A 22,864-nucleotide genomic window follows, 5' to 3' on the forward strand; every position below is an offset into this window, starting at 1 on the left:
AAGTTTCCAATGTGTGTCATGCGAAGAGCAGTTGACGCGCGAAGTCGCTCTCTGCAGGTGAATCCCGGCTCGCGACAGGTCGCGCCCCGCGCCCCCGGTGCGAAACGGGGGCGCGGGGCGCGATGTTCGAGGGATGCCGGGGGGTCCTCAGCCCGGGATCCGTCTCCACCCGTTCCTGGCGGCCTCCACCAACTCCGGGAGGGTGGCGAGCTTGACCCTCGGGCGGCCGTCCCGTCGGCCCAGGGCGAGCTCGGTCCGCTCGATCCCCGCCAGCCCGCGAGCGTCCACGACGCGGCGGTTGCGGCGGCGCACGAGCCGCTGGAACGCCTTGGCCGGCGCCGCGGGCGCTTCGAGCCGGCCGTACACGGCGTCGTCCAGGAGGGCGCCCACGGTCTCGGCGGCACAGGTCCTGTTCGCCCCGATGCCACCCGAGGGGCCCCGCTTGATCCACCCGACGACGTAGGTGCCCGGCATGCCCTCCACGCGTCCCGCCTCGTGCGGCACGGTGCCCGTCGCCTCGTCGAAGGGCAGCCCGGAGACCGGGAGTCCGCGCTGGCCCACGGCGCGCAGCACCAGCCCGGCGGGGATCTCCCTGCCGTCCGCGCCGCTCGCGCCGTCCGTCACGCGGACCGTGCGGACGGCCTCGTCACCGGTCGCCTCCAGGGGGGCGGAGTGGAAGCGGAACACGATCCGGCGGCTGTCGGGCGGGGGTGGCGCCGTCCAGTCGACCGCCTTCCTGGTCACGCCCCGCAGCAGCGCGGCCCGGTCGCCCGGCTCCGCCCCGTCGATGGCGGCGCCCGTCCGGGGATCGTGGTCGTCGACGACCAGTTCGACCCCGGGCAGGTGCTTGAGCGCCAGAAGCTCCGACCGGGTGTACGCCGCGTCCTCGGGGCCCCGGCGCCCCAGGAGTACCACCTCGCGCACGGACCCCGCCCGAAGTGCCTCCAGCGCGTGGCCCGCGATGTCCCCCGAGGCGAGCGCGTCCGGCTCAGAGACCAGGATCCGCGCCGTGTCGAGGGCGACGTTGCCGTTGCCTACGACGACCGCCCGCTCCGCCGACAGGTCGACGGCGTCCGCCGCGACCTCGGGGTGCGCGTTGTACCAGGAGACGAACGTCGTCGCGCAGATGCTGCCCGGCAGGTCCTCGCCCGGAATGCCCAGCCTGCGTCCCGCCGGTGCGCCGACCGCGTAGACCACCGCGTCGTGGTGGGCGGCGACCTCGTCCGCGGAGACGTCGCGGCCCACCTCGACGCCGAGATGCAGCCGCACCCTCGGGTGGTCGTGGAAGCGCGCGAAGGTGTCCCCGGCGCGCTTCGTCGCCAGGTGGTCGGGCGCCACCCCGTATCGGATCAGCCCGCCCGCCACCGGCAGCCGGTCGATCAGCGTGACCTCCGCGCTCGTGTGGAGCAGCAGGTCCTCGACCGCGTACATCCCGGCCGGGCCCGTGCCCACGACCGCGACGCGCAGCGGGCCGAAGTCCGAGGGCAGGGTGCGGTCGAAGGACGGCTCCCCCCACGCGTGGAAGTTCGGCCCCGCCGGGGCCGGGGCCGCCTCGCGGTCCGCGAACCAAGCGGCGTTGATCGGGCCGTACTCCCGCTGCGAGGCGGGGAGGCTGTCCACGGGGAAGACCGCGTCCACCGGGCAGGCGTCGGCGCAGGCGCCGCAGTCGATGCAGGTCTTCGGGTCGATGTACAGCATCTCCGTACGGCCGAAGTCGGGTTCCTCCGGCGTCGGATGGATGCAGTTCACAGGACACACCGAGACACAGGTGGCGTCGCTGCAGCACGTCTGGGTGATGGCGTAGGTCATGTCGTCCGCTCAGATCAGATGGGCACGCTTGTAGAACATCAGGGCGGGCCTGGTGAGCAGGCGGGCCGAGGCGAGGAACTCCATGAGTCCCGAACAGCTCGACCGCATCATCGACTTGTGGTGCTCGTTCGCCTTCGCCTCGCCCAGCGCGCGCTTCTCGTCGAGCCCTGCGTTGGCGTAGACGTCCTTGTTCACCATGCTGGTCACGATCACGTACGACGCGATCGCGATGACCAGCGCGTTGATCCTGCGGCGCACGGGCCCGGCCCCGCTGAGGTGCTTGCGCGTCTCGGCCCGGGCGAACTTCATGTGCCGTGATTCCTCGACGACATGGATGTTGTTGATGGTGCGGACGAAGGGCACGACCCGCTCGTCCCGCATCCAGTCGCGCTGCATGACGTCGAGGACCTCCTCGGCGACCAGGATCGCCGCGTAGGCCGCCTCGCCGAAGGCCAGGGTCTTGAACGCCCGGCCCAGCTCCACCGCGAACCGGTGGGGCCTGTACGGAGGGGCGCCCAGCTTCTGCGCTCCGCGGGCGAACATGATGGAGTGCCGGCACTCCTCGGCTATCTCCGTCAGGGCCCACTGGACGTCCGCGCTCGTGGGGTCCTTCGCGTACACGTCCCGCAGGACCATCTGCTGCAGGATCATCTCGAACCAGATACCGGTACTGGCCACCGAGGCGGCCTCCTGGCGGGTCAGTTCCTTGCGCTGCTCCTCGGTCAGCTCTCCCCAGTACGCGGTGCCGTACAGGGTGCTCCACTCCGGGCTCGCGCCGTGGAAGTCCTTGTCGAGCGGGGTGTCCCAGTCGACCTCCGTGGCGGGGTCGTACGCCAGCGTGGCGGCCGATTCGAGCAGGCGACGGGTGAGGTGGTCCTCGGGGGACCGGTCCCCAGCATCCGGCCGAACGGTGCTGCTTGCCATGGTGCGGCTCCTCGGTTCGTCAGCGATGTCCTTGGTGCTGTCACACGTGCGATGGGGATGACGACGCGTCATGTGCCGTGCTGCCGGGTGGGCGGACGGCGGGATGCGGCGGAGGGCGGTCCCGTGCGGGGACGGCCTTCCGCGTCTCTTGTTAGACGGAAGGTATAGCAAGCGGGCGGGGTGGGCCTACCCCCAGTAACAAATGTGTGCCCATCCCTGCGAGATCTCCTCGCCCCGGGCGGCGATCGCGTCGAATTCCGCGATTCCGGGACCTCCGGCGGCCCTTCGGTTCGATATGTCGAACATTGTTCGCAATATCAGCGCGAGTCATTGACGGCGCGATCTCCCCGTCCTACGGTCCCGTCCGAAGTGGCGGTCGTGCGACGAGATTTCGAACATCCGCCGTCCCTTCCCACGTCCCCGCACGTCAGAGTCGAGCCGAGACGAGCCGCAATGCAACCACCACTCCTCAGCAGGCGCCGGGCCCTCGCGGGCGGCGCCGGCGCCATCGCCGCCGCCGGAGCCCTGGGCTCCCTGTCCGGCTGCGCCGCCCCTGCCACCGCCGCGGGTCCGGGACAGACCCTGCTGCGTTACTGGCACCTCTTCGGCGGTGGCGACGGCGTCAACATGCAGGGCATGCTCGACGACTTCCGGGCCGAGCACCCCGGCATCGCCCTGGAGGCCTCGACCCTTCAGTGGGGAGCGCCGTACTACACCAAGCTCGGCATGGCCGGAGCCGGCGGCCGCGCCCCCGAGCTCGCCGCGCTGCACCTCGCGCGGCTCGCCGGGTTCGCACCCGGCAGGCTCCTCGACCCGTTCGACCTCGACCTCCTGGCCGAACACGGCGTGAAGGAGGAGGACTTCCCGCCGGACATCTGGCGCCGCGGACGCATGGGAGGCGAGCAGTACGCCGTTCCCCTCGACACCCATCCCTTCGTCCTCTACTACCAGACCGAGATCTGCGAGAAGGCCGGACTGATGTCGGGCGGGCGGCTCAAGCCGATCGAAGGGGCGGAGGAGTTCGCGGACGCCCTGCGCGCCGCGAAGAAGGCGACCGGGCAGCCGGGGCTGGTCACCGAGACCCTGGGACCCGACTGCATCACCCCCTGGCGTCTCTTCTCCAGCTTCTACGCGCAGACCGGTGGCACGGTCCTCTCCGAGGACGGCAAGCGCCTCGCGCTCGATGACGCCAAGGCCCTGCGGGTGCTGGAGTACCTGGCCCGGCTGGTCGAGGAAGGCCTGATGGTGCGTCGCGTCGACTACCCGGGATCGGTGGGTGTCTTCAGCGGCGGGAAGACCGCGTTCCACCTCAACGGCGAATGGGAGATCACCACCTTCACCACCACGGGACTCCCGTTCTCCATGACCCGCATCCCCGCTCTCTTCGGCACGGCCGCCACCCAGGCCGACTGCCACGCCTTCGTCCTGCCGCACCAGGCGGACCGCGGCGGCGCCCGGAACGAGGCCGCGCACATCCTCGTCGCATGGATGCTGCGCAACTCCGTGGCCTGGGCCAAGGGCGGTCACGTACCCGCGTACCTGCCGGTCCTGGACGACCCCGCCTACCTCGCCCTCAAGCCGCAGTCCGAATACCGCGGGGTGATCGACGACGTGGCACTGGACCAGCCCGCCTGGTTCGCCGGTTCCGCCTCCCGGATGTGGATCGAGCTCGGCGCCGTGTTCTCCGGGGTCCTGACCGGCTCGCGGACCCCGCGCAACGCCCTCACCGAGGCGAAGGCGCGCCTGCGCAAGCTCCTCGACACCCGTAACCCCCTTCCGGGAGCCACGTCATGACCTCCACCACGACAGCGGCCCCCGCGCCCCCGGCGAAGCACGTGGCAGGCGCGCCCGGCGGTCCCGCCAGGGGCGTGCGGCGCAAGTGGACCGAGCACGGACTCGTCTTCGTCGCACCGTTCTTCCTCGTGTACGCCGCGTTCCTGCTCTGGCCGCTGATATCCGGTCTCGGGACGAGCCTCACCAGCGAGAACATCACGGGCACCGGTGGGGAGTTCGTCGGGCTCGACAACTACGCCGAGGCCGTACGCGACCCCGAGGTGTGGTCCTCGCTGTGGAACACCGTGTGGTTCACGGTGCTGTCCACCGTCCCCCTCGTCGTCGTCGGACTCGTCCTCGCGCTGCTCGCCCACGAGCTCCGGGTCGTGCAATGGCTGTGGCGGCTCAGCTGGTTCGCACCGTTCCTGCTGCCGTCCGGCGTCGTCTGCCTGCTCTTCCTCAACATGATCCTGCCCTCCGACTTCGGCCTCGCCGACCAGCTCCTCGCCTCCGTCGGCCTGACGCCCGAGATCGGATGGCTGACCGACGAGCGGTACGCCATGCTTAGCATCGTCGCGACCACCGTCTGGTGGACCGTCGGTTTCAACTTCCTGCTCTACCTCGCGGCCCTGCAGGCCATCCCGGCCCATCTGTACGAGGCGGCCGAACTGGACGGCGCCGGCGCCGGGAAGCGGATGTGGCACATCACCCTGCCGCTGCTGCGCCGCACCACCGGGCTGGTGGTCGTCCTCCAGGTCCTGGCCTCGCTGAAGATCTTCGACCAGGTCTACATCATGACCGGCGGAGGCCCCGACGACTCGACCCGCCCGATCCTCCAGTACGTCTACCAGCAGGGTTTCACGGGCTATCGGATCGGATACGCCTCGGCCGTCTCCTACATCTTCTTCGCCCTGATCCTGACCGTCTCCCTGGTACAGCCGCTGCTGTCCCGGCGCCGAGCTGAGGAGGCCGCGAAGTGAGCGGTTCCGTCACCGTCACCACCCGCCCCGCCACGCGGACCGGGAGTCCGGCCGACGCGGGCGGACGCCGCCCGCGCTGGACACCCGGCCGGATCGCCCTGCTCGTCGCGGCCCTCCTGCTCACCGCCGTCTGGCTGCTTCCACTGGCCTGGGCCGTCGCCACCTCCCTCAAGCCGGAGGGCGACACCACGAAGACGCCGCTCTCCTGGATCGGCTCCCGCGTCACCTTCGAGGCGTACAGCAAGGTGTGGGAGTCGGGCGACCTGATGGTCTGGCTGATGAACTCGGCCTACATCTCCGTCATGACGACCCTCCTGACCGTCGTGACCTGCGCGATGGCCGCCTACGGATTCACCCGCACGGACTTCCGCGGCCGCCGGCTGCTCTACGGCCTGGTGCTGGCCGGCATCATGGTGCCCCCGCAGGTCCTCATCGCACCGCTGTTCCAGGAGATGGTGCAGCTGGGTCTGGTCGACACCTACTGGGGTGTGATCCTTCCCCAGGTGGCCGTGCCGGCCATGGTGTTCATCCTCGTGAAGTTCTTCGAGGGTGTTCCCCGCGAACTCGAGGAGGCCGCCTTCGTGGACGGCGCCGGGCGCTGGCGGGTCTTCTGGACCATCGTCATGCCGCTCTCCCGTCCGGTGCTCGCCGCCGTCGCGATCTTCACCTTCATCTCCACCTGGAACAACTTCCTCTGGCCGTTCCTCGTGACCACCGACCCCGGCGGGATGACCCTGCCCGTCGGCCTCGTCAACGTCCAGTCGAGCTTCGGGGTGAGGTACGCCCAGATCATGGCGTCACTCGTGATCGCGGGGATGCCGCTACTGATCGTCTTCGCGTTCTTCCAGCGCCAGATCGTGCGGGGTATCGCGCACACCGGACTCGCCGGGCAGTGACTCCGTCCGTTCCGGGTCTCGCCGAGAGCGGGCCTGACCCGGGACCCGGGAGGTACGGCCGAGCCACGACGGGCCCGCCCCGGCACCGCTGCCGGTGCGGGCCCGTCACCGTGTGAGATCCGCCCCCCGCGCGACCAGCAGCGCCACATCCACCGCTGCCACCGCCACCGTCCCCGCGAGAGCCGCCTTGCGCCGGCGGCCGGTCTCCCGGCCGTCGAAGCCCTTTGCGGCCCTCGCGCCGACCGCGGCGGCGAGCAGGGCGACCGGTCCGAGAACCACGGCCGCCCGCCCGCCCGGCACCGAGGGCCCGAGCAGCAGCACCGCGGTGGCCGCGACGAGCGGCAGCGGGAGCAGCAGACGGGTGCGCGCCGGGCCCAGCCGCTGGGGCAGGCCCCGGACACCGGCCCGCAGATCCTCCTCGATGTCCGGCAGGACGTCGCCCAGATGGGCGGCGAGGCCGAGCAGCGCCGCAGCCACCACCGCCCACCAGGCCGGCCACGGGTGACCGGGCAGGCTGAGGGCGACCAGAAGGGGAAGACTGCCGAATCCGGCCACGTACGGCAGCCAGGACAGGACGGTGGCCTTGAGGCGCAGGTTGTACGCCCACGCCCCCAGCACCCCGAGCAGATGAGCCGTTCCGGCGGCCGTACCGCACGTCGCGGAGAGCACCACGCACAGACCCAGGGCGGTGACGGCCGCGCCCCACACCGCGCGAGCGCTCACCGCACCGCGGGCCACCGGTTTCCCGAAGCGTGAGGCGGCCACGTCGCGTGGCGCGTCGTAGGCGTCGTTGCACCAGCCCACCGACAGCTGCCCGGCCAGCACCGCCGCCGGCACGAGGACCCAACGCGGCCCGGCGGGGCCGGAACCGACGGTCAGCGCCGTGACGAGCACGGTCACGGCCAGGACCGGGCCGGGATGGCAGGACATGGCCAGCGCGGCCGGCAGGCGCGACGGGGGAGAAGGTGCCGAGAGACCGTCCGTGGTGTCCACGACGGCGATCGTAAGGACGCCGGAGCGCGGGGACACGACAGCCGCGCGCCGCATGTACCCGGGTTCGCCCTGTTCTGTCGGCAGGATGTGAGCCATGAACTCTCCGCGGCGGTGGCCAGGATGACCCGGATCGTGGCCGTGCACGGGGCGCTGCCGCCCCACCGCCACGCCCAGCGGGACATCACCGACATGGTCGCCCGCACCTGCCTGCCCCCGGGAGCCGACCGGCGCGTACTGGACCGGATCCACGCCAACGCCGGGGTACGGACCCGGCACACGGTGCTGCCCCTGGAGGAGTACGACAAGCTGGACGGCCTCGGAGCGGCCAACGACGTGTACGTCGACGCCGCGGTCCGCCTCGGGGCGGAGGCGGTCCACGGAGCCCTGAGCAAGGCCGGGCTGACCCCGGCCGACGTGGACGTCCTCATGTTCACCACGGTCACCGGGATCGCGGTGCCTTCCGTCGACGCACGGCTCGTCGGACGCCTCGGGCTGCGCCCCGACGTGAAGCGGCTCCCCGTGTTCGGCCTCGGCTGCGTCGCCGGAGCCGCCGGCGTCGCGCGGCTCCACGACCATCTGACCGGCACGGAAGGACAGGTCGCCGTACTTCTCTCGGTCGAACTCTGCTCACTGACCTTCCAGCGCGACGACGCGAGCCCCGCCAACCTCGTGGCGACCGCGCTGTTCGGCGACGGCGCGGCGGCCGTCGTCCTCGTCGGCGACGGACACCCCACACCCGCCACGGGGCCGGAAGTGGTCGGGACCCGCAGCCGCCTCTACCCCGGCACCGGACACGTCATGGGCTGGGACATCCGTTCATCGGGCTTCACCGTGGTGCTCGACCCGGCCGTCCCCGACGTCGTGAGGCGCCACCTCGCCGAGGACGTCCAGGGCTTCCTCGAGCCCCACGGGCTGAAGCCCAAGGACATCGCCCGCTGGGTCTGCCACCCGGGCGGTCCCAAGGTCCTGGACGCCGTCACCGACGTCATGGCACTGCCCGAAGGGGCCCTCGACATCACCCGGCGGTCCCTGGCCGAGGTGGGCAACCTGTCGTCGTCCTCCGTCCTCCACGTCCTGAGGGACACCCTGGAACAGCGGCGGCCCGAACCGGGAACCCCCGGGCTGCTGATGGCGATGGGCCCGGGATTCTGCTCCGAACTGGTCCTGCTGCGCTGGTAGCCCGGAGGCACCCATGATCTGGTACACAGCGCTGGTCACCGCTGTCGCGGCCGAACGCCTGGCAGAGGTCGCCATCGCCCTGCGCAACACCCGCTGGAGCCTGGCCCGGGGTGGCACCGAGGCCGGACAGGGGCACTATCCCGTCATGGTGGCCCTGCACACGGCGCTGCTCGCCGCCTGCCTCGCCGAGCCCTGGCTGGCCGCACGCCCCTTCCTGCCCTGGCTCGGCTGGACCATGGCAGGGGTGGTCGTCGCCGCGCAGGCGCTGCGCTGGTGGTGCGTCCGTACGCTGGGGCGGCGCTGGAACACCCGGGTCATCGTCGTTCCCGGCCTGCCGCTGGTCACCGGCGGCCCCTACCGATGGCTCCGCCACCCCAACTACGTGGCGGTCGTGGCGGAGGGGGCGGCGCTGCCGCTCGTCCACGGCGCCTGGGTGACCGCCGTCGCGTTCACCCTGGGCAACGCCGCACTCCTGGCCGTACGCGTCCGGTGCGAGGACGGAGCGCTGGCCCGCCTCGCGCCCGCGGACGTGCGCGCGTGATCGGCCTCCTGGTGGTGGGAGGCGGCCCGGCCGGGCTGGCGGCGGCGATCCGGGCCGCGTCGGCCGGGCTGGAGACCGTGGTGCTCGAACCTCGGGACGTGCCCGTGGACAAGGCCTGCGGCGAAGGAATCATGCCCAGCGGCGTGTCGGCCCTGCGCGTTCTGGGCGTCACACCGGTGGGCCGGGAGCTGAGAGGCATCCGCTACATCGAGGGCGCCCACCGGGCCGAGTCCTCCTTCCGGGGCGGCCCGGGGCTCGGCGTCCGCCGGACCGAGTTGCACACGGCCCTGCACCGCCGCGCCCTCGATCTCGGCGTACGCGTCGTCGCCGCCCGGGCCACCTCCGTGCTGCAGGGGCCCGCCGACGTCACTGCGGCCGGGCTGACAGCCCGGTGGATGATCGCGGCCGACGGCCTTCACTCACCCCTGCGCCGCGCGCTCCGCCTGGAGCGCGGTACCCCCGCCCCGCGCAGATACGGACTCCGGCGCCACTACCGGATCGCCCCCTGGACGGACTTCGTCGAAGTCCACTGGACGCGCGACGGCGAGGCCTACGTGACACCGGTGGGGGAGGAGCTCGTCGGGGTCGCCGTGCTCAGCCGCCACCGCCGCACCCACGAGCAGCACCTCTCCGCCTTCCCCGCACTGCTGGACAGGCTCCGGGGAACGGAGGCGGGACCCGTACGCGGGGCCGGACCCCTGCGCCGGTCCGTGAGCACGCCGCGGGCCGGGCGGATCCTGCTGGCGGGGGACGCGGCGGGCTATGTCGACGCCCTCACGGGAGAGGGCGTCGCACTGGCGGTGCGTACGGCCTGCGCCGCCGTCGACTGCCTCCTGGAAGGGCGGCCGGAGGACTACCCGGCGCGGTGGGCCAGGCTCACCAGGCGGCACCGGCTGCTGACGGCGGGACTTCTCCGCGCCGCCGGGCACCCGCTGACCGCACCGATGATCGTGCCCGCGGCCCACCGCCTCCCACCCCTCTTCGATGCCGCCGTACGAGCCCTGCAATAGCCGCCCACCGCACCACGCGGACACCGTGACGGCCCGCGGCCGCGCGCGGCGCACCGCTCGCCCGGCGTTTGCCCAGGGTGTACAAAGGGGGACATGGCCGGACGCTACGGCCGCCCGCGTTCGTTTCTCCGGGTGAGAAGCCTCGCTGGTCAGGTCTTTCTCCTGCAGGTGGCGATCGTGGTGCTGATCGTCGCTGCCGCCGTGGCGGCCCTGGTGCTGCAGTCCCGCGCGGACAGCACGCGCGAAGCGCGCAACCGCTCGGTCGCCGTGGCCGAGACCTTCGCCAACGCCCCGGGGACCGAGGCGGCCCTGGAGGGGCCCGATCCCACTGCGGTGCTCCAGCCGAAGGCTGAGGCCGCGCGGAAGGGTTCAGGGGTCGACTTCATCGTCGTCACCAACCTCGAATCGATCCGCCTGACCCACCCTCTGCCCGACCGGATCGGCAAGAAGTTCGTCGGAGACGTCGGGCCCGCGCTCCGGGGCCATGTCGTCACCGAGGAGATCGACGGCACCATCGGCCCGCTCATCCAGGCCGTCGTCCCCGTCTTCGGCTCGGACGGCGAGGTCGTCGGCCTGGTCGCCGCGGGCATCACCATCAAGAACATCAGCGGTGTGGCGGACGACCAGTTCCCCCTGCTCTTCGGCTCCGCGGCCGGGGTGCTGCTGCTCGCCATGGGAGGCACCGCGCTCGTCACACGACGCCTGAACCGGCAGACCCACGGACTCGGCCCGACCGAGATGACCCGGATGTACGAGCATCATGACGCCGTCCTGCACTCCGTGCGGGAGGGCGTGCTCATCGTCGGTGGCGACGGGCGGCTCCTGCTGGCCAACGACGAGGCACGACGCCTCCTGGACCTCCCCCCGGACGTCGAGGGCAGGACGGTCGAGGAGCTCGGCCTCGCCCCCGACGTCGCGGAGCTCCTGGCCTCGGGGCGGAGTGCCACCGACGAGGTGCACTCCGCCGGGGACCGGCTACTCGCGGTCAGCCAGCGGGCCACCGACCGCAACGGAGGACCGGCCGGCAGCGTGACGACCCTGCGCGACACCACCGAACTCCAGGCGCTCAGCGGAAGCGCCGCGATGGCGCGCGGCAGGCTGAAACTGCTCTACGACGCGGGCACGGAGATCGGCACCGCACTGGACGTCGTACGGACGTGCGAGGAACTGGTGGGGTTCGCCACGGATCGGTTCGCGGACTACGCCACCGTGGACCTGGCCGAGGGGGTGCTCCGCGGGGACGAGCCCGCGGCCACGCGTGCCAGCACCGAGGGGCTGCGCCGGTCCGCCTTCAGCGGCGACCGCCAGGACACCGGTCTCCACCCCCTCGGCTCGGTCATCCGCTTCCTCCCCACCACGGCGATCGGCGCCGGCCTCCTCAGGGGCGACGCCGTTCTCGACACCGATCTGACCGCTCGCTCCGGGTGGCAGCAGCAGCAGCCGGAGCGAGCCGAGCGCATCGTCGAATCCGGCTTCCACTCCCTGATGGCCGTCCCCATGCGGGCCAGGGGCGTCATGCTCGGCGTGGCCATGTTCTGGCGTTCGCAGCGCCCGGAGCCCTTCGAGGAGGAAGATCTCTCCGTGGCGGAGGAGCTCGTCGCCCGTGCCGCGGTGAGCATCGACAACGCGCGCCGCTACTCACGTGAGCACAACGTGGCGGTCACCCTCCAGCGCAGCCTGCTGCCACAAGGGCTCCCCGAACAGAGCGCCATCGACGCCGCCTACCGCTACCTCCCCGCGCAGGCCGGCCTCAGCGGGCTGGGCGGGGTGGGCGGAGACTGGTTCGACATCATCCCCCTGCCGGGTGCCAGGGTCGCGCTCGTGGTGGGTGACGTGGTCGGGCACGGGCTGCACGCGGCCGCGACGATGGGACGCCTGCGCACGGCGGTCCACAACTTCTCCACCCTGGACCTGCCCCCGGACGAGCTGCTCTGGCACCTCGACGAACTCGTCGCACGCATCGACCAGGACGAGTCCGCCGAAGGGTCGGAGGGTGCCGGGGTGACCGGGGCGACCTGCCTCTACGCCATCTACGACCCGGCGACCGGGCACTGCACCATGGCCCGGGCCGGCCACCTCCAGCCGGTGATCGTCGACCCCGACGGAACCGCCACCTTCGCCGACGTCCCCGGCGGACCGCCGCTGGGCCTCGGCGGGATGCCCTTCGAGACCCTCGACGTGGAGCTGCCGCGGAACAGCCGGCTGGTGCTCTACACGGACGGCCTCGTCGAGGAACGGCACCGCGACATCGACGAGGGCCTGGAACTGCTGCGCGGCACCCTGGCGGGACATCCGGACCGGACGCCGGAGGAGACCTGCGAGGCGGTGCTCCGCGCCCTCGTTCCCGCACGTGCCCGGGACGACGTCGCCCTGCTCGTCGCCCGGACGCTCCGCCTGGCCGCAGGGAACGTGGCGGAATGGGAGGTGCCCTCGGATCCCGCTGCCGTCGCCGACGTCCGCGCGGCGGTCTCCCGCAAGCTGGCCGAATGGGGTCTGGACGAGGAGGCGTTCACGACCGAGCTGATTCTCAGCGAACTCGTCACCAACTCCATCCGCTACGCGACCGGCCCCATCCGCGTGCGCCTCCTCCGCGATCGGACCCTCATCTGCGAGGTGTCGGACCGCAGCAGCACCTCGCCCCACCTGCGTCAGGCGGCCAGCATGGACGAGGGCGGCCGGGGCCTGTTCCTCGTCGCCCAGATGGCCGAACGGTGGGGAACCCGCTACACCGACGGCGGCGGCAAGGTCATCTGGACGGAGCAGCTGCTCCAGTCGGGCGGGCCGGGTCCGGCGTGACGGCACGGGACGGCCGCCGCCTCACGGTATCGGCTCCCGCGTCTTCCGACGGCAGTGGAGGAAGAGATGCGGCTCCGGGACGGCGCCCGGATGCGACGGGGTGAACACGGTCGCGTGCTCCTCGTCCACGGCGAGCCCGGCCTCCGCCGCCAGGCCGCGGAGCGCCTCCGGGCCGAAACTCGTCACCCGTACCCGCTGACCCATGAAGACGGCATCCACCCCCTCCACGTCCAGCGGGACCGTCGCGAGGACCAGGTGCCCACCCGGCCGCAGCGCCCCCGCCAGTCGGCTCAGGAGGGACCGCTGCTGCGCACGGGACATCTGCAGGAGCGAGAAGTACACGCAGACCGCGTCGAAGCTCTCCGCCTCCAGCGGGAACTCGCTGATGTCGGCCTGGCGGAAGGACGCCCCGGGGACCCGGCCGGAGGCGAGCTCCACCATGACCGGCGAGACATCGACGCCCAGCACCTCGTGCCCGGCCCCGGACAGCGTCGAGGCGGTCGGCCTTCCCGTGCCGCTGCCGACGTCCAGCACCCGGCTGCGGGGAGCGAGCCGGCCGAGGAGCCGGTCCAGCGACTCCCGGTGCGCGACCGAGCCCGCGAAGGCACGTTCGTAGTCGTCGCCGATGGCGTCGAACGCCACCGCCGCCGCGTGGGGGTGCCTGTCGGTCATGAGGACGTCCTTTCAGGACCGTGTCGTCACGGGATTCGGGCGACCGCGACGTACACGCCGCTCAGCTCCGGAGCGGGAGCGGGGGTGTCACGGAACCACTCGGGGGCCGTCACCAGCCCGGGCTCGACGATCTCCAGCCCCTCGAAGAACCGCGAGAACTCGGCCTTCGTCCGCAACGCGAGCCGGATGCCCCCCTTGCCGTACTCGGCCGCGCCCTGCTCCCCGCGCTCCGGGTTCACGTCCGACGCGCCCTGGGAGAGCACCACGTAGCTGCCCGGGCAGAGCCCGGCACTCAGAGTGCGCACGATGCCCACGGGGTCGACGTCGTCGGGCAGGAAGTGGAGGAGGCCCAGGAGGGAGAGGGCGACCGGGCGGTCGAAGTCCAGGACCTTGCGGGCCGCCTCGACGATCGCGGCGGGTTCGAGGACGTCCGCGTGCACGTAGTCCGTCGCCCCCTGCGGGGTGCTGATGAGCAGCGCCTCGGCGTGCCGCAGGACGATCGGGTCGTTGTCGCAGTAGACGACCCGCGCGGCCGGATCGATCGCCTGGGCGATCTGGTGCAGGTTCGGCGCGGTGGGTATACCGGTGCCGATGTCGAGGAACTGATCGACACCCTCGGTGGCGAGCCACGCCGTCGCCCGGTTCATGAAGGCCCGGTTCTGGAAGGCCCCGGCCTTCGCCTCGGCCGGCAGGTGTTCGGCAACGGCCTGGTCCACCGGATAGTTGTCCTTGCCGCCGAGCAACGCGTCGTACACACGGGCCGAGTGGGGCCTGCTGGTGTCGATGGGGGGCTGGGATGTTCCGGTCGTCATGACAACTCCGCTGCAGATGAGATGGCCGCTCCGACTGCGCAGTCTGCCAGCAACTTCCCTTGAACGGGCCTGTTTTGGCCCTGGGTGCCTCGCCCGAACTCCTGGACGCGACCCTTCCGCGCGGAGCGCGTGCGAGGCCTGGGCGTCCCACCGCCAGGGCCGCCGCGAACCGTTCCGGCCGATCTCGCCGGCACCCGTCGGCCGGGGCTGCCCTCGCCCGCACACCGTGCCGAGTTCGGCACCGTCGTCCATCCACCGCTGCCCCTGGTGCGGTCGCACCGGACCACGGCCGGCCACGCCGACCGGCCGCACCGGCCACGACGCGGTCGAGGGCGACCCCACCCGCTGCTCGGCCACCACGACGCCCCTGCCGGCGGCGGGAAGCTGCCACCGAGCACCCGTGGGCGGCACTCCGTGGACGTGCGTCCCCGCGCCCAGGTGCGCATCCTTGCTGTGTGACCTGGAGCCGTGAGGGCAGCCGGACCTCCGACGAGCTGGAGCTGGTGCTCGCCCGGACCGTGGTGAGCGCGGTGGACACCGTCGGCGGATACGGGGGCGGCGTCTACCTGCGCTCCGGGACCCCAGGACTGCTGCTGCTCGCCGTGCTCGCCGGGCTGCCGCCGCAGATGCTGCGCCCCTGGTGGCGGATGCAGGTGAACCGCCCCTTCCCGGTGGCCGAGGCCTACACCTCGGACACGCCCGTCTACCTGGGTGACGCGGAGGAGGCCATGCGGCGGTTCCCGCAGCTGATGGCGAGCCTTCCGTTCCCCTTCGCCTCGCTCTACGTGCCCGTGCCGGGCGGGGACGGCCCGGTCGGTGTGCTCGTCGTCCTGCGCTACGCGACCCGGGGGGTACCGGTCGGAGGAGCGGACCGGCGCAAGCTGGAGACCCTCGCCGGTCGGCTGGGCGACGAGATCGCCGCGCTGAAGGACCCGGCGGTGTGGGAGGAGGACCCCCTGCCGGTACGGCTGCCCGAGGGCACCGTGCGACCCCTGCGCGTCGGACGGTTCGAGTGGGACACCGCCGGGGGCACCCTCACGGCCGACGACGGTACGTACGAGATCCTCGGCGTCGAGCCTCCGGGCGCGCCCGCAGGGGCCGTGGAGACGCTGGCGTCGGCGCTGCTGCCCGAGGACGTGTACGGACTGCGGACCCTGGCAGCCGCTGCGGCCAGGTCGCCGGAACCCCACGTGCGCCGGATGCGGGTCTGGGGGCCGGGCGGGAGTCCCCTCCTCGTCGAGCTCTCCGGCCGGAGTGAGCACGGGGGCCTGCTGAACGGCATCCTGCTCGACCCCGGCACGGACCCCGTGGTCCCGGAAGCCGCTCGTCTGATCCCCCGCGCGATGGTCACCCACGACCGCCTGGGACGCATCACCCAGGTGAACGGCCGGGCCGAGGAACTCCTGGGGCGCAGCGGGGCGGAGCTGACCGGGCGGCCGGTGAGGGAGGCGCTGCCGTGGCTGGCCCACCCCTCCTACGAGGACCACCTCAGGGCGGCACTCTTCTCCGACGACCCCGTGTACTTCCTCGCCCGACGGACCCCCACCCAATGGCTGTCGGTCTCGCTCTTCCCCGGCCGTGACGGTGTCACGGTCATGCTCAGCCCGTCCGGCAGCCCCGGACGCACCCCCGAGTCCGACGCCACCCCGGGCGTGGAGCTGGGCTCGCCCGCGGATCGTGCCGCCATCCTCTACAGGCCGGTGGCACTGGCCATCGCGCTGACCGAGGCCGTCACAGCACGCCAGGTGTCGGCCGTGGTGACGGAGGAACTGCTGCCCGCCTTCGGCGGCAGACAGCTGGCCATCTACCTCCAGAAGGAGCGCCGCCTCTACCTCGCCTGGGAGACGGGCTTCCCCAAGGGATTCCTGGACGGCTTCGACGGGGTCCGCCTCGACGCACGCATCCCCGGCGTGGAGACGCTGACGACCGGGCGGCCGCTGTTCTTCGAGTCCATGCAGAAACTGGGTGAGGCCTACCCCGGCATTCCCATGGACGCCAGCGTCGGAGCGCGCGCCTTCCTGCCCCTGATCGCCTCGGGCCGTCCGGTCGGATCGTGCATCCTGGGCTTCGACCAGCCCCGGGGGTTCAGCCCCGAGGAGCGGACGGTACTCACCGCCCTGGCCGGGCTCATCGCCCAGGCGCTCGAGCGGGCCAGGCGCTACGACACCGAGTCGGAACTCGCCAGGGGACTCCAGGACGCCCTGCTGCCCCACCGCCTGCCCGCCGTCGAAGGGGTGGAGACCGTGGGGCGCTACCTCTCCGGCACACAGGACATCGACGTCGGCGGCGACTGGTACGACGTGATCGAGACCGACGGCGGACTCGTGCTGGTCATCGGGGACGTCCAGGGCCACGGTGTCACCGCGGCCGCCACCATGGGCCAGCTGCGGAGCGCCGTACGGGCCTTCGCGCTCACCGGTCACGAACCGCAGGAGGTGATGAGCGACACCAACCGCCTGCTGATCGGGCTCGATCCCGGTCAGTTCGCGACCTGCTGCTACGTACAGCTCGACCCCGTCACCGGTGTCACCCGGGCCGTACGCGCGGGACACCCCCAGCCTGTGCTGCGCCACGCGGACGGCAGGGCCGAGGTGCTGGACCTCGCCGGCGGGGTCGTGCTCGGGGTCGATCCGGACGCCTCCTACCCGGTCACCGAGCTGCGGCCCGGCCCCGGAGCGGTGCTGGCACTCTTCACCGACGGACTGGTGGAGAAGGCGGGCAGGGACATCGACGAGGGGATCGAGCGTCTGCGCAGCACCCTGGCCGCGGTGGGCCACCTGCCGCTCGCCGAAGCGGCGGACCGGGTCATCGGACAGGCCCGGCTGGACGAGGACCGCCCGGACGACATCGCGCTGCTGATGGCCGCGCGCCGGCCGCCGGACGTCTGACCGACGGCCGGCCGCGGCCCGGCGCGTGTCCGTCATGCGGACCGGGGCGGAGGGGGACTGCGACCCCGGCGCCCCGGTGAGGCATCCTCTGCTGGTCGGGCAGGACGGGTCCGTGACGATCGGTGGAACCGGCGCCGCGGTCCGTGACGGAGAAGGATGCGGAACCAGATGGCAGACAACACGGACCTGTTGGCCTTCGTGCGGGCACGCCTCGCCGAGGAGGAGGACATCGCGCGGGCGGCCGGTGGCGACGGCTGGCGGATGCCCGCCGAGGCACCCGGTGAGGTGCACGACCGGACGAGCGGCATCGCGTTCGTCGTACGGTCGCGCGGCTACGACCGGCACATCGCCTTCCAGGACCCGGCGCGAACCCTGCGCCGCATCGAGACCAACCGGGTCCTGCTCGACGAGTACGAGGAGATCGCAGCCCTGGACGCCGACCGGCCGGCCCAGGACTTCTCCTCGGGCAGGGCCGTCGGGCTGGGGTTCGTCGTCCGTCAGATGGCCGCCGAGCACGCGGGACACCCGGACTACAAGGTGAAGTGGCTGCCCCGGTTCTCCCACTGGGGGCCGTCGGCAGGACCGGAAGGGTCCTGACCGCCCCCTCCCGCCGGGTCTGAGTACGGGGGAGCGACGTTCTGAGTACGCCGCCGGATCCCGGGCCGGTCCCGGCCCGGTGGAATGGGCGTATGGCCTCCGAAGCGCCCACGCGCCCCCGTCTCCAGAACCTGACCACCGCCGGCACGGCCCTGGCCGTGACGCTGATCCCGCTCGCCGCGGGTGTTCTGCTGGCCAGGACGATGGCGCTCGACCCGATGGCGCCCGTGAACGCCCTCGTCACCGGCCAGCGTGTCCGTCTCGCCCCTTCGCGGTGGATGCTCAGAGCTCGAACGCGCGAACTCCTTTCCTGGCGGTAACGAAACATTTGTCCAGGTAAGCGCTGTCGCTTCTGTTACACGGATGTGACCCCTCGGACCCACGGGATCAAGGGAGGCGCAGGTGTGGCGGGGTGGGTGCCCCCGCCTGGTGCGTGGTCCCCCGAAAGGGTCGGTGCAACGATCAACGGTTGACAGGTCTACGACCGGGCGGGTCCATGCCGGATGCAGCCGTGTGTGACAGAAATGTCCGTACTTCGTCACACGAACCGGGGCGCCTTCCGGCCGCCTCGAAAGCGGGACAAAGTTTGCGTTCTCGGCACGACGCCGAGATCGGAAAAACGCCCGGCACTTCATTCCGGGCCTGCATGATGAGGGGTTTCCATGTCCCGTTCCGCACGACGGATCACCGCCACCGTTCTCGCCTCGGGTGCCCTGCTCGCCGCAGCGGCCCTGCCGGCATCGGCCGATGGCCGGGACCACGGCCACGACAGGCCGACCCACCGCTCGGCGATCGTCCTGGGCAAGGTCCAGTACGACAGCCCCGGCCGCGACAACGGCTCGAACCGCAGCCTGAACGCCGAGTGGGTCACCGTCACGAACACCAGCCGCCACTCCGTCAACCTGCGTGGCTGGACGCTCAGCGACGAGAGCCACCGCACCTACCGGTTCGACATGCGGCTGCCCGCCCGTTCCTCGGTCCGTGTCCACACCGGTGTCGGCCGTGACACCCGGCACGACGTCTACCAGGACCGCCGTTTCTACGTGTGGGACAGCAAGGACACCGCCACGCTCCGTGACAACCGTGGCAACCGGGTCGACACCAAGTCCTGGGGCCGCTTCCGCGGCGACGACCGCCGTGACGGCGGCCACCGCGACGGGGGTCACCGCGGCAACCGATGAGACCGGGCGGTAGGGAGATGCGGCGTTCTCCCTGACTGACGGCGGCGTACCACGGGTCACCCGTGGTACGCCGTTTTCATGTGGTTCGCGCGGGTCGTCACGGTGGGGGCCGTGCGCGGGAGGGTGCCGGTTGATGTCAGGATGGACCCATGACCATCAAGGCGTACTTCGACATCACCATCAACAACGAGCCCGCCGGGCGGATCGTGTTCAACCTCTTCGACGACGTGGCCCCCAAGACCGCGGAGAACTTCCGCGCCCTCGCCACCGGTGAGAAGGGCTTCGGCTACGCCGGCTCGCCGTTCCACCGCGTCATCCCGGACTTCATGCTCCAGGGCGGGGACTTCACCAACGGCAACGGCACCGGCGGCAAGAGCATCTACGGCGAGAAGTTCGCCGACGAGAACTTCACCCTGAAGCACAACAAGCCGGGTCTGCTCTCGATGGCCAACGCCGGCCCGAACACCAACGGTTCGCAGTTCTTCATCACCACCGTCCTCACGCCGTGGCTCGACGGCAAGCACGTGGTGTTCGGCGAGGTCGCCGACGACGACAGCATGAAGCTCGTCCGCAAGATCGAGTCGTACGGCTCGCAGAGCGGCCGGACCAGCGCGGCGATCGCCGTCTCCGGTTCCGGCGTTCTCTGACGCACACGACGGGGCTCCCGGCCGCAGGTATCGGCCGGGAGCCCCGTGCTGTCGGCGCCCGTACCGGCTCGGTCGTGGGACGAGCGTGCGGGCTGGCATGATCGAGGCCATGGACGAGCGCATCATCGCCGCGTGTGACGGGGCATCGAAGGGCAATCCGGGACCTGCGGCCTGGGCTTGGGTCGTCGCGGACGCCGAGGGGAATCCGCTGAGGTGGGAGGCGGGCCCGCTCGGCACCGCCACCAACAACATCGCCGAACTCACCGCCCTGCTCGAACTCCTGAGGTCCACGGACCCGGCCGTCCCGGTCGAGGTGCGGATGGACTCGCAGTACGCGATGAACGCCGTGACCAAGTGGCTGCCCGGCTGGAAGCGCAACGGCTGGAAGACCTCGGGCGGCAAGCCGGTCGCCAACCGTGAGCTGGTGGTCGGCATCGACGAGCTCCTGAGCGGCCGGACCGTGACCTTCCGCTACGTCCCGGCGCACCAGGTGGACGGCGACCCGCTGAACGCCCTGGCCGACCAGGCCGCCAGTGAGGCGGCCGTCTCACAGCAGGCGGCGGGGACGGTCCACGGCAGCGCCGCGATGCCCGTACCCGCGCCCGCGCGGTCGACGAAGAGCCGCTCCGGCGCCGCCACGAAGAGTGGTACGGCGGGCAAAGCGCGCACCGGGGGGACCATCAGGGCGAAGTTCGCCGGCCGCTGTCACTGCGGGAAGCAGTACGCGGCCAAGGACATGATCGCGAAGAACCCGAACGGCTGGGGTCACCCCGAATGCCGGGTCGCTCCCGCCTGAGCCGCCACGGGCCGAAAGCCGGCTGTCGGGCCGGGGGAGTCCGAAAGCCGGCTGTCGGGCCGGGGGAGTACCGCGGTGTCGTGCCCCGGTCGTCAGAGATCGGCCCAGACGAGCCGTCCGGACACGCTCGTGCGCGTGCCCCAGCGTGCCGCCAGGGCGTCCACCAGCATCAGCCCTCTGCCGCCCTCGGCGACCGACGCCAGGGCGAACCCCTCGTCCGCGCCGTCGGGCCCGGGAAGGGCCACCGGGCCGGGCCCTTCGGCGCCGGCCGGGGCTTGAGCCGCGACGGTCCGCACGCCGTGCGCGTCCGGGTCCCGGGGGCCCGGCAGGCCCGGTACATGGCGCCGGCCACGGTTCCACACGCATATGCGCACGCGGCCGGGTGTCCGCAGCAGACGGCAGCGGATCCGGCGCCCCGCGGTGTGCTCCACCGCGTTCGTGACCAGCTCGGTCACGACCAGCGCCGCAACCTCCACGCGCTCGTCCGGCTCTCCCCAGCGCCGCATGGCTTCCTGCACGCGGTGCCTCGCCACCGGGACACCCCTGGGGAGGCGGGGGATCCACCAGCTGTGTGCGCTCCGCCCGCCCGACACCTCAGGGGTCAGACGTGCGCACGTGACTATTTCCGACATGTACGCACTCTCCGCGCAATGTGCATACTTTGCAAGAGGCAGAATGCCTCGATGGCTCCGATTCGTCACCGAGACCGCTGTGCGGGCCACCGCATCCGAGCACGTGTGGAAGGGAAGGTGGATGAGGCCCCGGTCCGGCCCCACCGTGGAACACCGGGTTCTGGCGGCCCGGCTGCGCATGCTCAGGGAACGCACGGGTGTCACGCTCCAGGCCGCGGCTGTGGCACTGGGTGCCCACCCCGCCACCGTGCGGCGCATCGAACGTGCCGAGACCGGCCTCGACGCACATCAGGTCCGCGTCCTCCTGGAGCGCTACGCCGTCCCCGCCGAGGAAGCCGAGCCGATCATGAGAGGGCTGGCGGCGGCGAGTCTTCCGGGCTGGTGGCACGAGTGGCGTGACGCGATGGAGCCGTGGCAGCAGGAAGTCATCGGCATCGAGTCGTCCGCGGCACTCATCCGGACCTGGCACCCCGCACTCGTCCCCGAACTGCTGCGTACCCCCGACTACGAGGCCGCCCTGCGCCGGACCCTCACCGCCGAGCCCTCGTCGAGGGGCGACCGGTACCTGGAACTGCTGGCGGAGCGCCGGCGGAGGCTCCAAGAGCGTGGCGCGGCCCTCTGGGCCCTGTTCCCGGCCGCCGCCCTCCGTACGACGGTCGGCGGTGCCGCGGTGATGGCGGCGCAGCGGGCGGTGCTGGAGGAAGCCGCGCATCTGCGCCATCTGACCGTCCAGGTGGTGCCCCTCGACGATCCGCCGCACCCCATGACCGGCGTTCCGCCGGTACACCTGCTGCGCGTACCCGTCCCCGAGGTAGGCGACCGCGTGGTGGTGGAGACACCTGGCAGGGTGGACGTCATCGACGACCCGGCGGCCGTCATGGACTACCGCATCCGGATGGACGCGGCCTGCGCGGCCGCACCGCACCCGGGCACCCCGCTGCCGGGCGCCGGGAAAGGCCAGGCAAACCCTTGAACCTCTTGCCAGTTGTGGGTTTCGGACGCCCGTTGAGGGTCACGCGCACTGTACGGAACACGCACCGACGTCCACATCCCCATGAGAAGGAGTGAGTGACATGGACAACTGGAGGATGCACGCGGCGTGCCGCGAGGAGGACCCCGACCTGTTCTTCCCCATCGGCAGCAGCGGGCCCGCGCTCGTACAGGCCGAGGAGGCCAAGGCCGTGTGCGGGACCTGCCCGGTCCGGGAACAGTGCCTGGAGTGGGCCCTGGAGAACGGACAGGACTCCGGCGTGTGGGGAGGCATGGACGAGAACGAACGCCGCGCCCTCAAGCGCCGCCGCGCCCGTCAGCAGGCCAGGAGCCACGGATGAGGCATGACGGCTCCGCCCTGTCCCGCAGGAGACGATGAACCATGGACATCTCGGTCTGGCTGATCCTCGCGGCGGTCGTACTCCTGCTCGTCGCGGGTGCCGCGGCGGTCCTCCTGGTACGGGTGATCCGGGCCAGGAAACTCCTCGTCGACGCGGGGATCCCCCTCCGGGACAAGGCACTCGTCTGGGCAGCGGTCATCTACACCGTCTCTCCTGTCGACCTCGTGCCCGACCCGGTCTACCTCGACGACGTCGGCTTCCTGCTGCTGGCCCTGCGCTCGCTTCACTCGGCGGCGCGAGCGGCCGGTGTCGGGCGGCCCAAGGCGTTCGCAACGCCGAGGCAACAGGACGGCAACCTTTCGGCGCCCGGGAGCAACTGAGGGGGCGTAAGCCATCCCCTGCCAGAA

At 71.8% G+C, this 22,864-nt stretch carries 22 protein-coding genes; 16 read left to right on the forward strand and 6 right to left on the reverse strand.

Annotated elements, in window-relative coordinates:
- Positions 1–147: 147 nt before the first annotated feature.
- Together ACGFNN_RS06865 and ACGFNN_RS06870 are read right to left on the reverse strand one after the other, a co-directional pair.
- The gene (locus ACGFNN_RS06865; RefSeq protein ID WP_393553654.1) at positions 148–1,809 is read right to left on the reverse strand and encodes an FAD-dependent oxidoreductase; all 1,662 of its coding nucleotides are present in this window, start codon (positions 1,807–1,809) and stop codon (positions 148–150) included.
- A 9-nt stretch (positions 1,810–1,818) separates the two neighbouring features.
- A complete protein-coding gene (locus tag ACGFNN_RS06870) occupies positions 1,819–2,733 on the reverse strand; it encodes a diiron oxygenase (RefSeq protein WP_362672371.1) in 915 nt (304 codons plus the stop codon).
- Positions 2,734–3,186: 453 nt separating this feature from the next.
- Here ACGFNN_RS06870 and ACGFNN_RS06875 point away from each other — a divergent pair, with 453 nt between their 5' ends.
- From ACGFNN_RS06875 to ACGFNN_RS06885, 3 genes are read left to right on the forward strand one after another with little or no spacing between them, the layout of a single operon-like run.
- Complete coding sequence (locus ACGFNN_RS06875) at positions 3,187–4,527, forward strand: extracellular solute-binding protein (RefSeq protein ID WP_362543479.1); 1,341 nt, start codon at positions 3,187–3,189, stop codon at positions 4,525–4,527.
- On the forward strand, positions 4,524–5,486 hold the full coding sequence (locus ACGFNN_RS06880; RefSeq protein ID WP_393553655.1) for a carbohydrate ABC transporter permease: 963 nt from the start codon (positions 4,524–4,526) through the stop codon (positions 5,484–5,486). The genes ACGFNN_RS06875 and ACGFNN_RS06880 overlap by 4 nt, the downstream gene beginning before the upstream one ends.
- Positions 5,483–6,382 carry a carbohydrate ABC transporter permease gene (locus tag ACGFNN_RS06885; protein ID WP_365091334.1) on the forward strand — a complete coding sequence of 300 codons (900 nt, stop codon included), beginning with the start codon at positions 5,483–5,485 and terminating at the stop codon, positions 6,380–6,382. Before ACGFNN_RS06880 ends, ACGFNN_RS06885 begins: the two co-directional genes overlap by 4 nt.
- A 105-nt stretch (positions 6,383–6,487) precedes the next feature.
- On the opposite strand, the gene ACGFNN_RS06890 is transcribed toward ACGFNN_RS06885, so the two are convergent.
- A complete protein-coding gene (locus ACGFNN_RS06890) occupies positions 6,488–7,375 on the reverse strand; it encodes a UbiA family prenyltransferase (RefSeq protein ID WP_393553657.1) in 888 nt (295 codons plus the stop codon).
- A 120-nt stretch (positions 7,376–7,495) separates the two neighbouring features.
- On the opposite strand from ACGFNN_RS06890, the gene ACGFNN_RS06895 reads away from it, so the two are divergent.
- The 4 genes from ACGFNN_RS06895 (at position 7,496) to ACGFNN_RS06910 (ending at position 12,901) form a co-directional block, all read left to right on the forward strand.
- Positions 7,496–8,554 (forward strand): type III polyketide synthase, encoded by a 1,059-nt coding sequence (locus tag ACGFNN_RS06895; RefSeq protein ID WP_393554032.1) that lies wholly within the window; start codon positions 7,496–7,498, stop codon positions 8,552–8,554.
- A 13-nt stretch (positions 8,555–8,567) separates the two neighbouring features.
- Positions 8,568–9,095, forward strand: a complete 528-nt coding sequence (locus ACGFNN_RS06900) for an isoprenylcysteine carboxyl methyltransferase family protein (RefSeq protein WP_393553658.1) — start codon at positions 8,568–8,570, stop codon at positions 9,093–9,095.
- A complete protein-coding gene (locus ACGFNN_RS06905) occupies positions 9,092–10,105 on the forward strand; it encodes an NAD(P)/FAD-dependent oxidoreductase (protein ID WP_393553660.1) in 1,014 nt (337 codons plus the stop codon). Before ACGFNN_RS06900 ends, ACGFNN_RS06905 begins: the two co-directional genes overlap by 4 nt.
- 93 nt (positions 10,106–10,198) lie before the next feature.
- Complete coding sequence (locus tag ACGFNN_RS06910; RefSeq protein ID WP_393553661.1) at positions 10,199–12,901, forward strand: SpoIIE family protein phosphatase; 2,703 nt, start codon at positions 10,199–10,201, stop codon at positions 12,899–12,901.
- A 21-nt stretch (positions 12,902–12,922) separates the two neighbouring features.
- Here the strand turns inward: ACGFNN_RS06910 and ACGFNN_RS06915 are convergent, their stop codons facing one another.
- Together ACGFNN_RS06915 and ACGFNN_RS06920 are read right to left on the reverse strand one after the other, a co-directional pair.
- Positions 12,923–13,573, reverse strand: coding sequence for a class I SAM-dependent methyltransferase (locus tag ACGFNN_RS06915; RefSeq protein ID WP_393553662.1), 651 nt, complete (start codon positions 13,571–13,573; stop codon positions 12,923–12,925).
- A gap of 26 nt (positions 13,574–13,599) precedes the next feature.
- Positions 13,600–14,385, reverse strand: a complete 786-nt coding sequence (locus ACGFNN_RS06920) for an SAM-dependent methyltransferase (RefSeq protein ID WP_393553663.1) — start codon at positions 14,383–14,385, stop codon at positions 13,600–13,602.
- Between the two features lie 455 nt (positions 14,386–14,840).
- Here ACGFNN_RS06920 and ACGFNN_RS06925 point away from each other — a divergent pair, with 455 nt between their 5' ends.
- From ACGFNN_RS06925 to ACGFNN_RS06950, 6 genes are all read left to right on the forward strand, one after another.
- Positions 14,841–17,273 (forward strand): SpoIIE family protein phosphatase, encoded by a 2,433-nt coding sequence (locus tag ACGFNN_RS06925; RefSeq protein ID WP_393553664.1) that lies wholly within the window; start codon positions 14,841–14,843, stop codon positions 17,271–17,273.
- A 168-nt stretch (positions 17,274–17,441) separates the two neighbouring features.
- Positions 17,442–17,870, forward strand: a complete 429-nt coding sequence (locus ACGFNN_RS06930) for a DUF6221 family protein (protein ID WP_393553665.1) — start codon at positions 17,442–17,444, stop codon at positions 17,868–17,870.
- A 92-nt stretch (positions 17,871–17,962) separates the two neighbouring features.
- Positions 17,963–18,190: a hypothetical protein gene (locus ACGFNN_RS06935; protein ID WP_362543509.1), complete on the forward strand. Its 228-nt coding sequence runs from the start codon at positions 17,963–17,965 to the stop codon at positions 18,188–18,190.
- 342 nt (positions 18,191–18,532) lie between these two features.
- On the forward strand, positions 18,533–19,051 hold the full coding sequence (locus tag ACGFNN_RS06940) for a lamin tail domain-containing protein (RefSeq protein ID WP_393553666.1): 519 nt from the start codon (positions 18,533–18,535) through the stop codon (positions 19,049–19,051).
- Positions 19,052–19,200: 149 nt separating this feature from the next.
- Positions 19,201–19,698 carry a peptidylprolyl isomerase gene (locus tag ACGFNN_RS06945; RefSeq protein ID WP_393553667.1) on the forward strand — a complete coding sequence of 166 codons (498 nt, stop codon included), beginning with the start codon at positions 19,201–19,203 and terminating at the stop codon, positions 19,696–19,698.
- Positions 19,699–19,807: 109 nt separating this feature from the next.
- Complete coding sequence (locus ACGFNN_RS06950) at positions 19,808–20,494, forward strand: ribonuclease H (protein ID WP_393553668.1); 687 nt, start codon at positions 19,808–19,810, stop codon at positions 20,492–20,494.
- Between the two features lie 92 nt (positions 20,495–20,586).
- On the opposite strand, the gene ACGFNN_RS06955 is transcribed toward ACGFNN_RS06950, so the two are convergent.
- Complete coding sequence (locus ACGFNN_RS06955) at positions 20,587–21,000, reverse strand: ATP-binding protein (protein ID WP_393554033.1); 414 nt, start codon at positions 20,998–21,000, stop codon at positions 20,587–20,589.
- A gap of 247 nt (positions 21,001–21,247) precedes the next feature.
- Here ACGFNN_RS06955 and ACGFNN_RS06960 point away from each other — a divergent pair, with 247 nt between their 5' ends.
- The 3 genes from ACGFNN_RS06960 to ACGFNN_RS06970 all read left to right on the forward strand — a co-directional run bounded on the left by ACGFNN_RS06960 (position 21,248) and on the right by ACGFNN_RS06970 (position 22,837).
- Complete coding sequence (locus tag ACGFNN_RS06960; protein WP_393553669.1) at positions 21,248–22,099, forward strand: helix-turn-helix domain-containing protein; 852 nt, start codon at positions 21,248–21,250, stop codon at positions 22,097–22,099.
- Positions 22,100–22,199: 100 nt separating this feature from the next.
- Positions 22,200–22,457 (forward strand): WhiB family transcriptional regulator, encoded by a 258-nt coding sequence (locus tag ACGFNN_RS06965; protein ID WP_362543524.1) that lies wholly within the window; start codon positions 22,200–22,202, stop codon positions 22,455–22,457.
- Between the two features lie 41 nt (positions 22,458–22,498).
- On the forward strand, positions 22,499–22,837 hold the full coding sequence (locus ACGFNN_RS06970) for a YkvA family protein (RefSeq protein WP_393553670.1): 339 nt from the start codon (positions 22,499–22,501) through the stop codon (positions 22,835–22,837).
- Positions 22,838–22,864: the final 27 nt, after the last annotated feature.

The sequence above is a fragment of the Streptomyces sp. NPDC048590 genome (assembly GCF_043199535.1).
Lineage (GTDB): Bacteria > Actinomycetota > Actinomycetes > Streptomycetales > Streptomycetaceae > Streptomyces.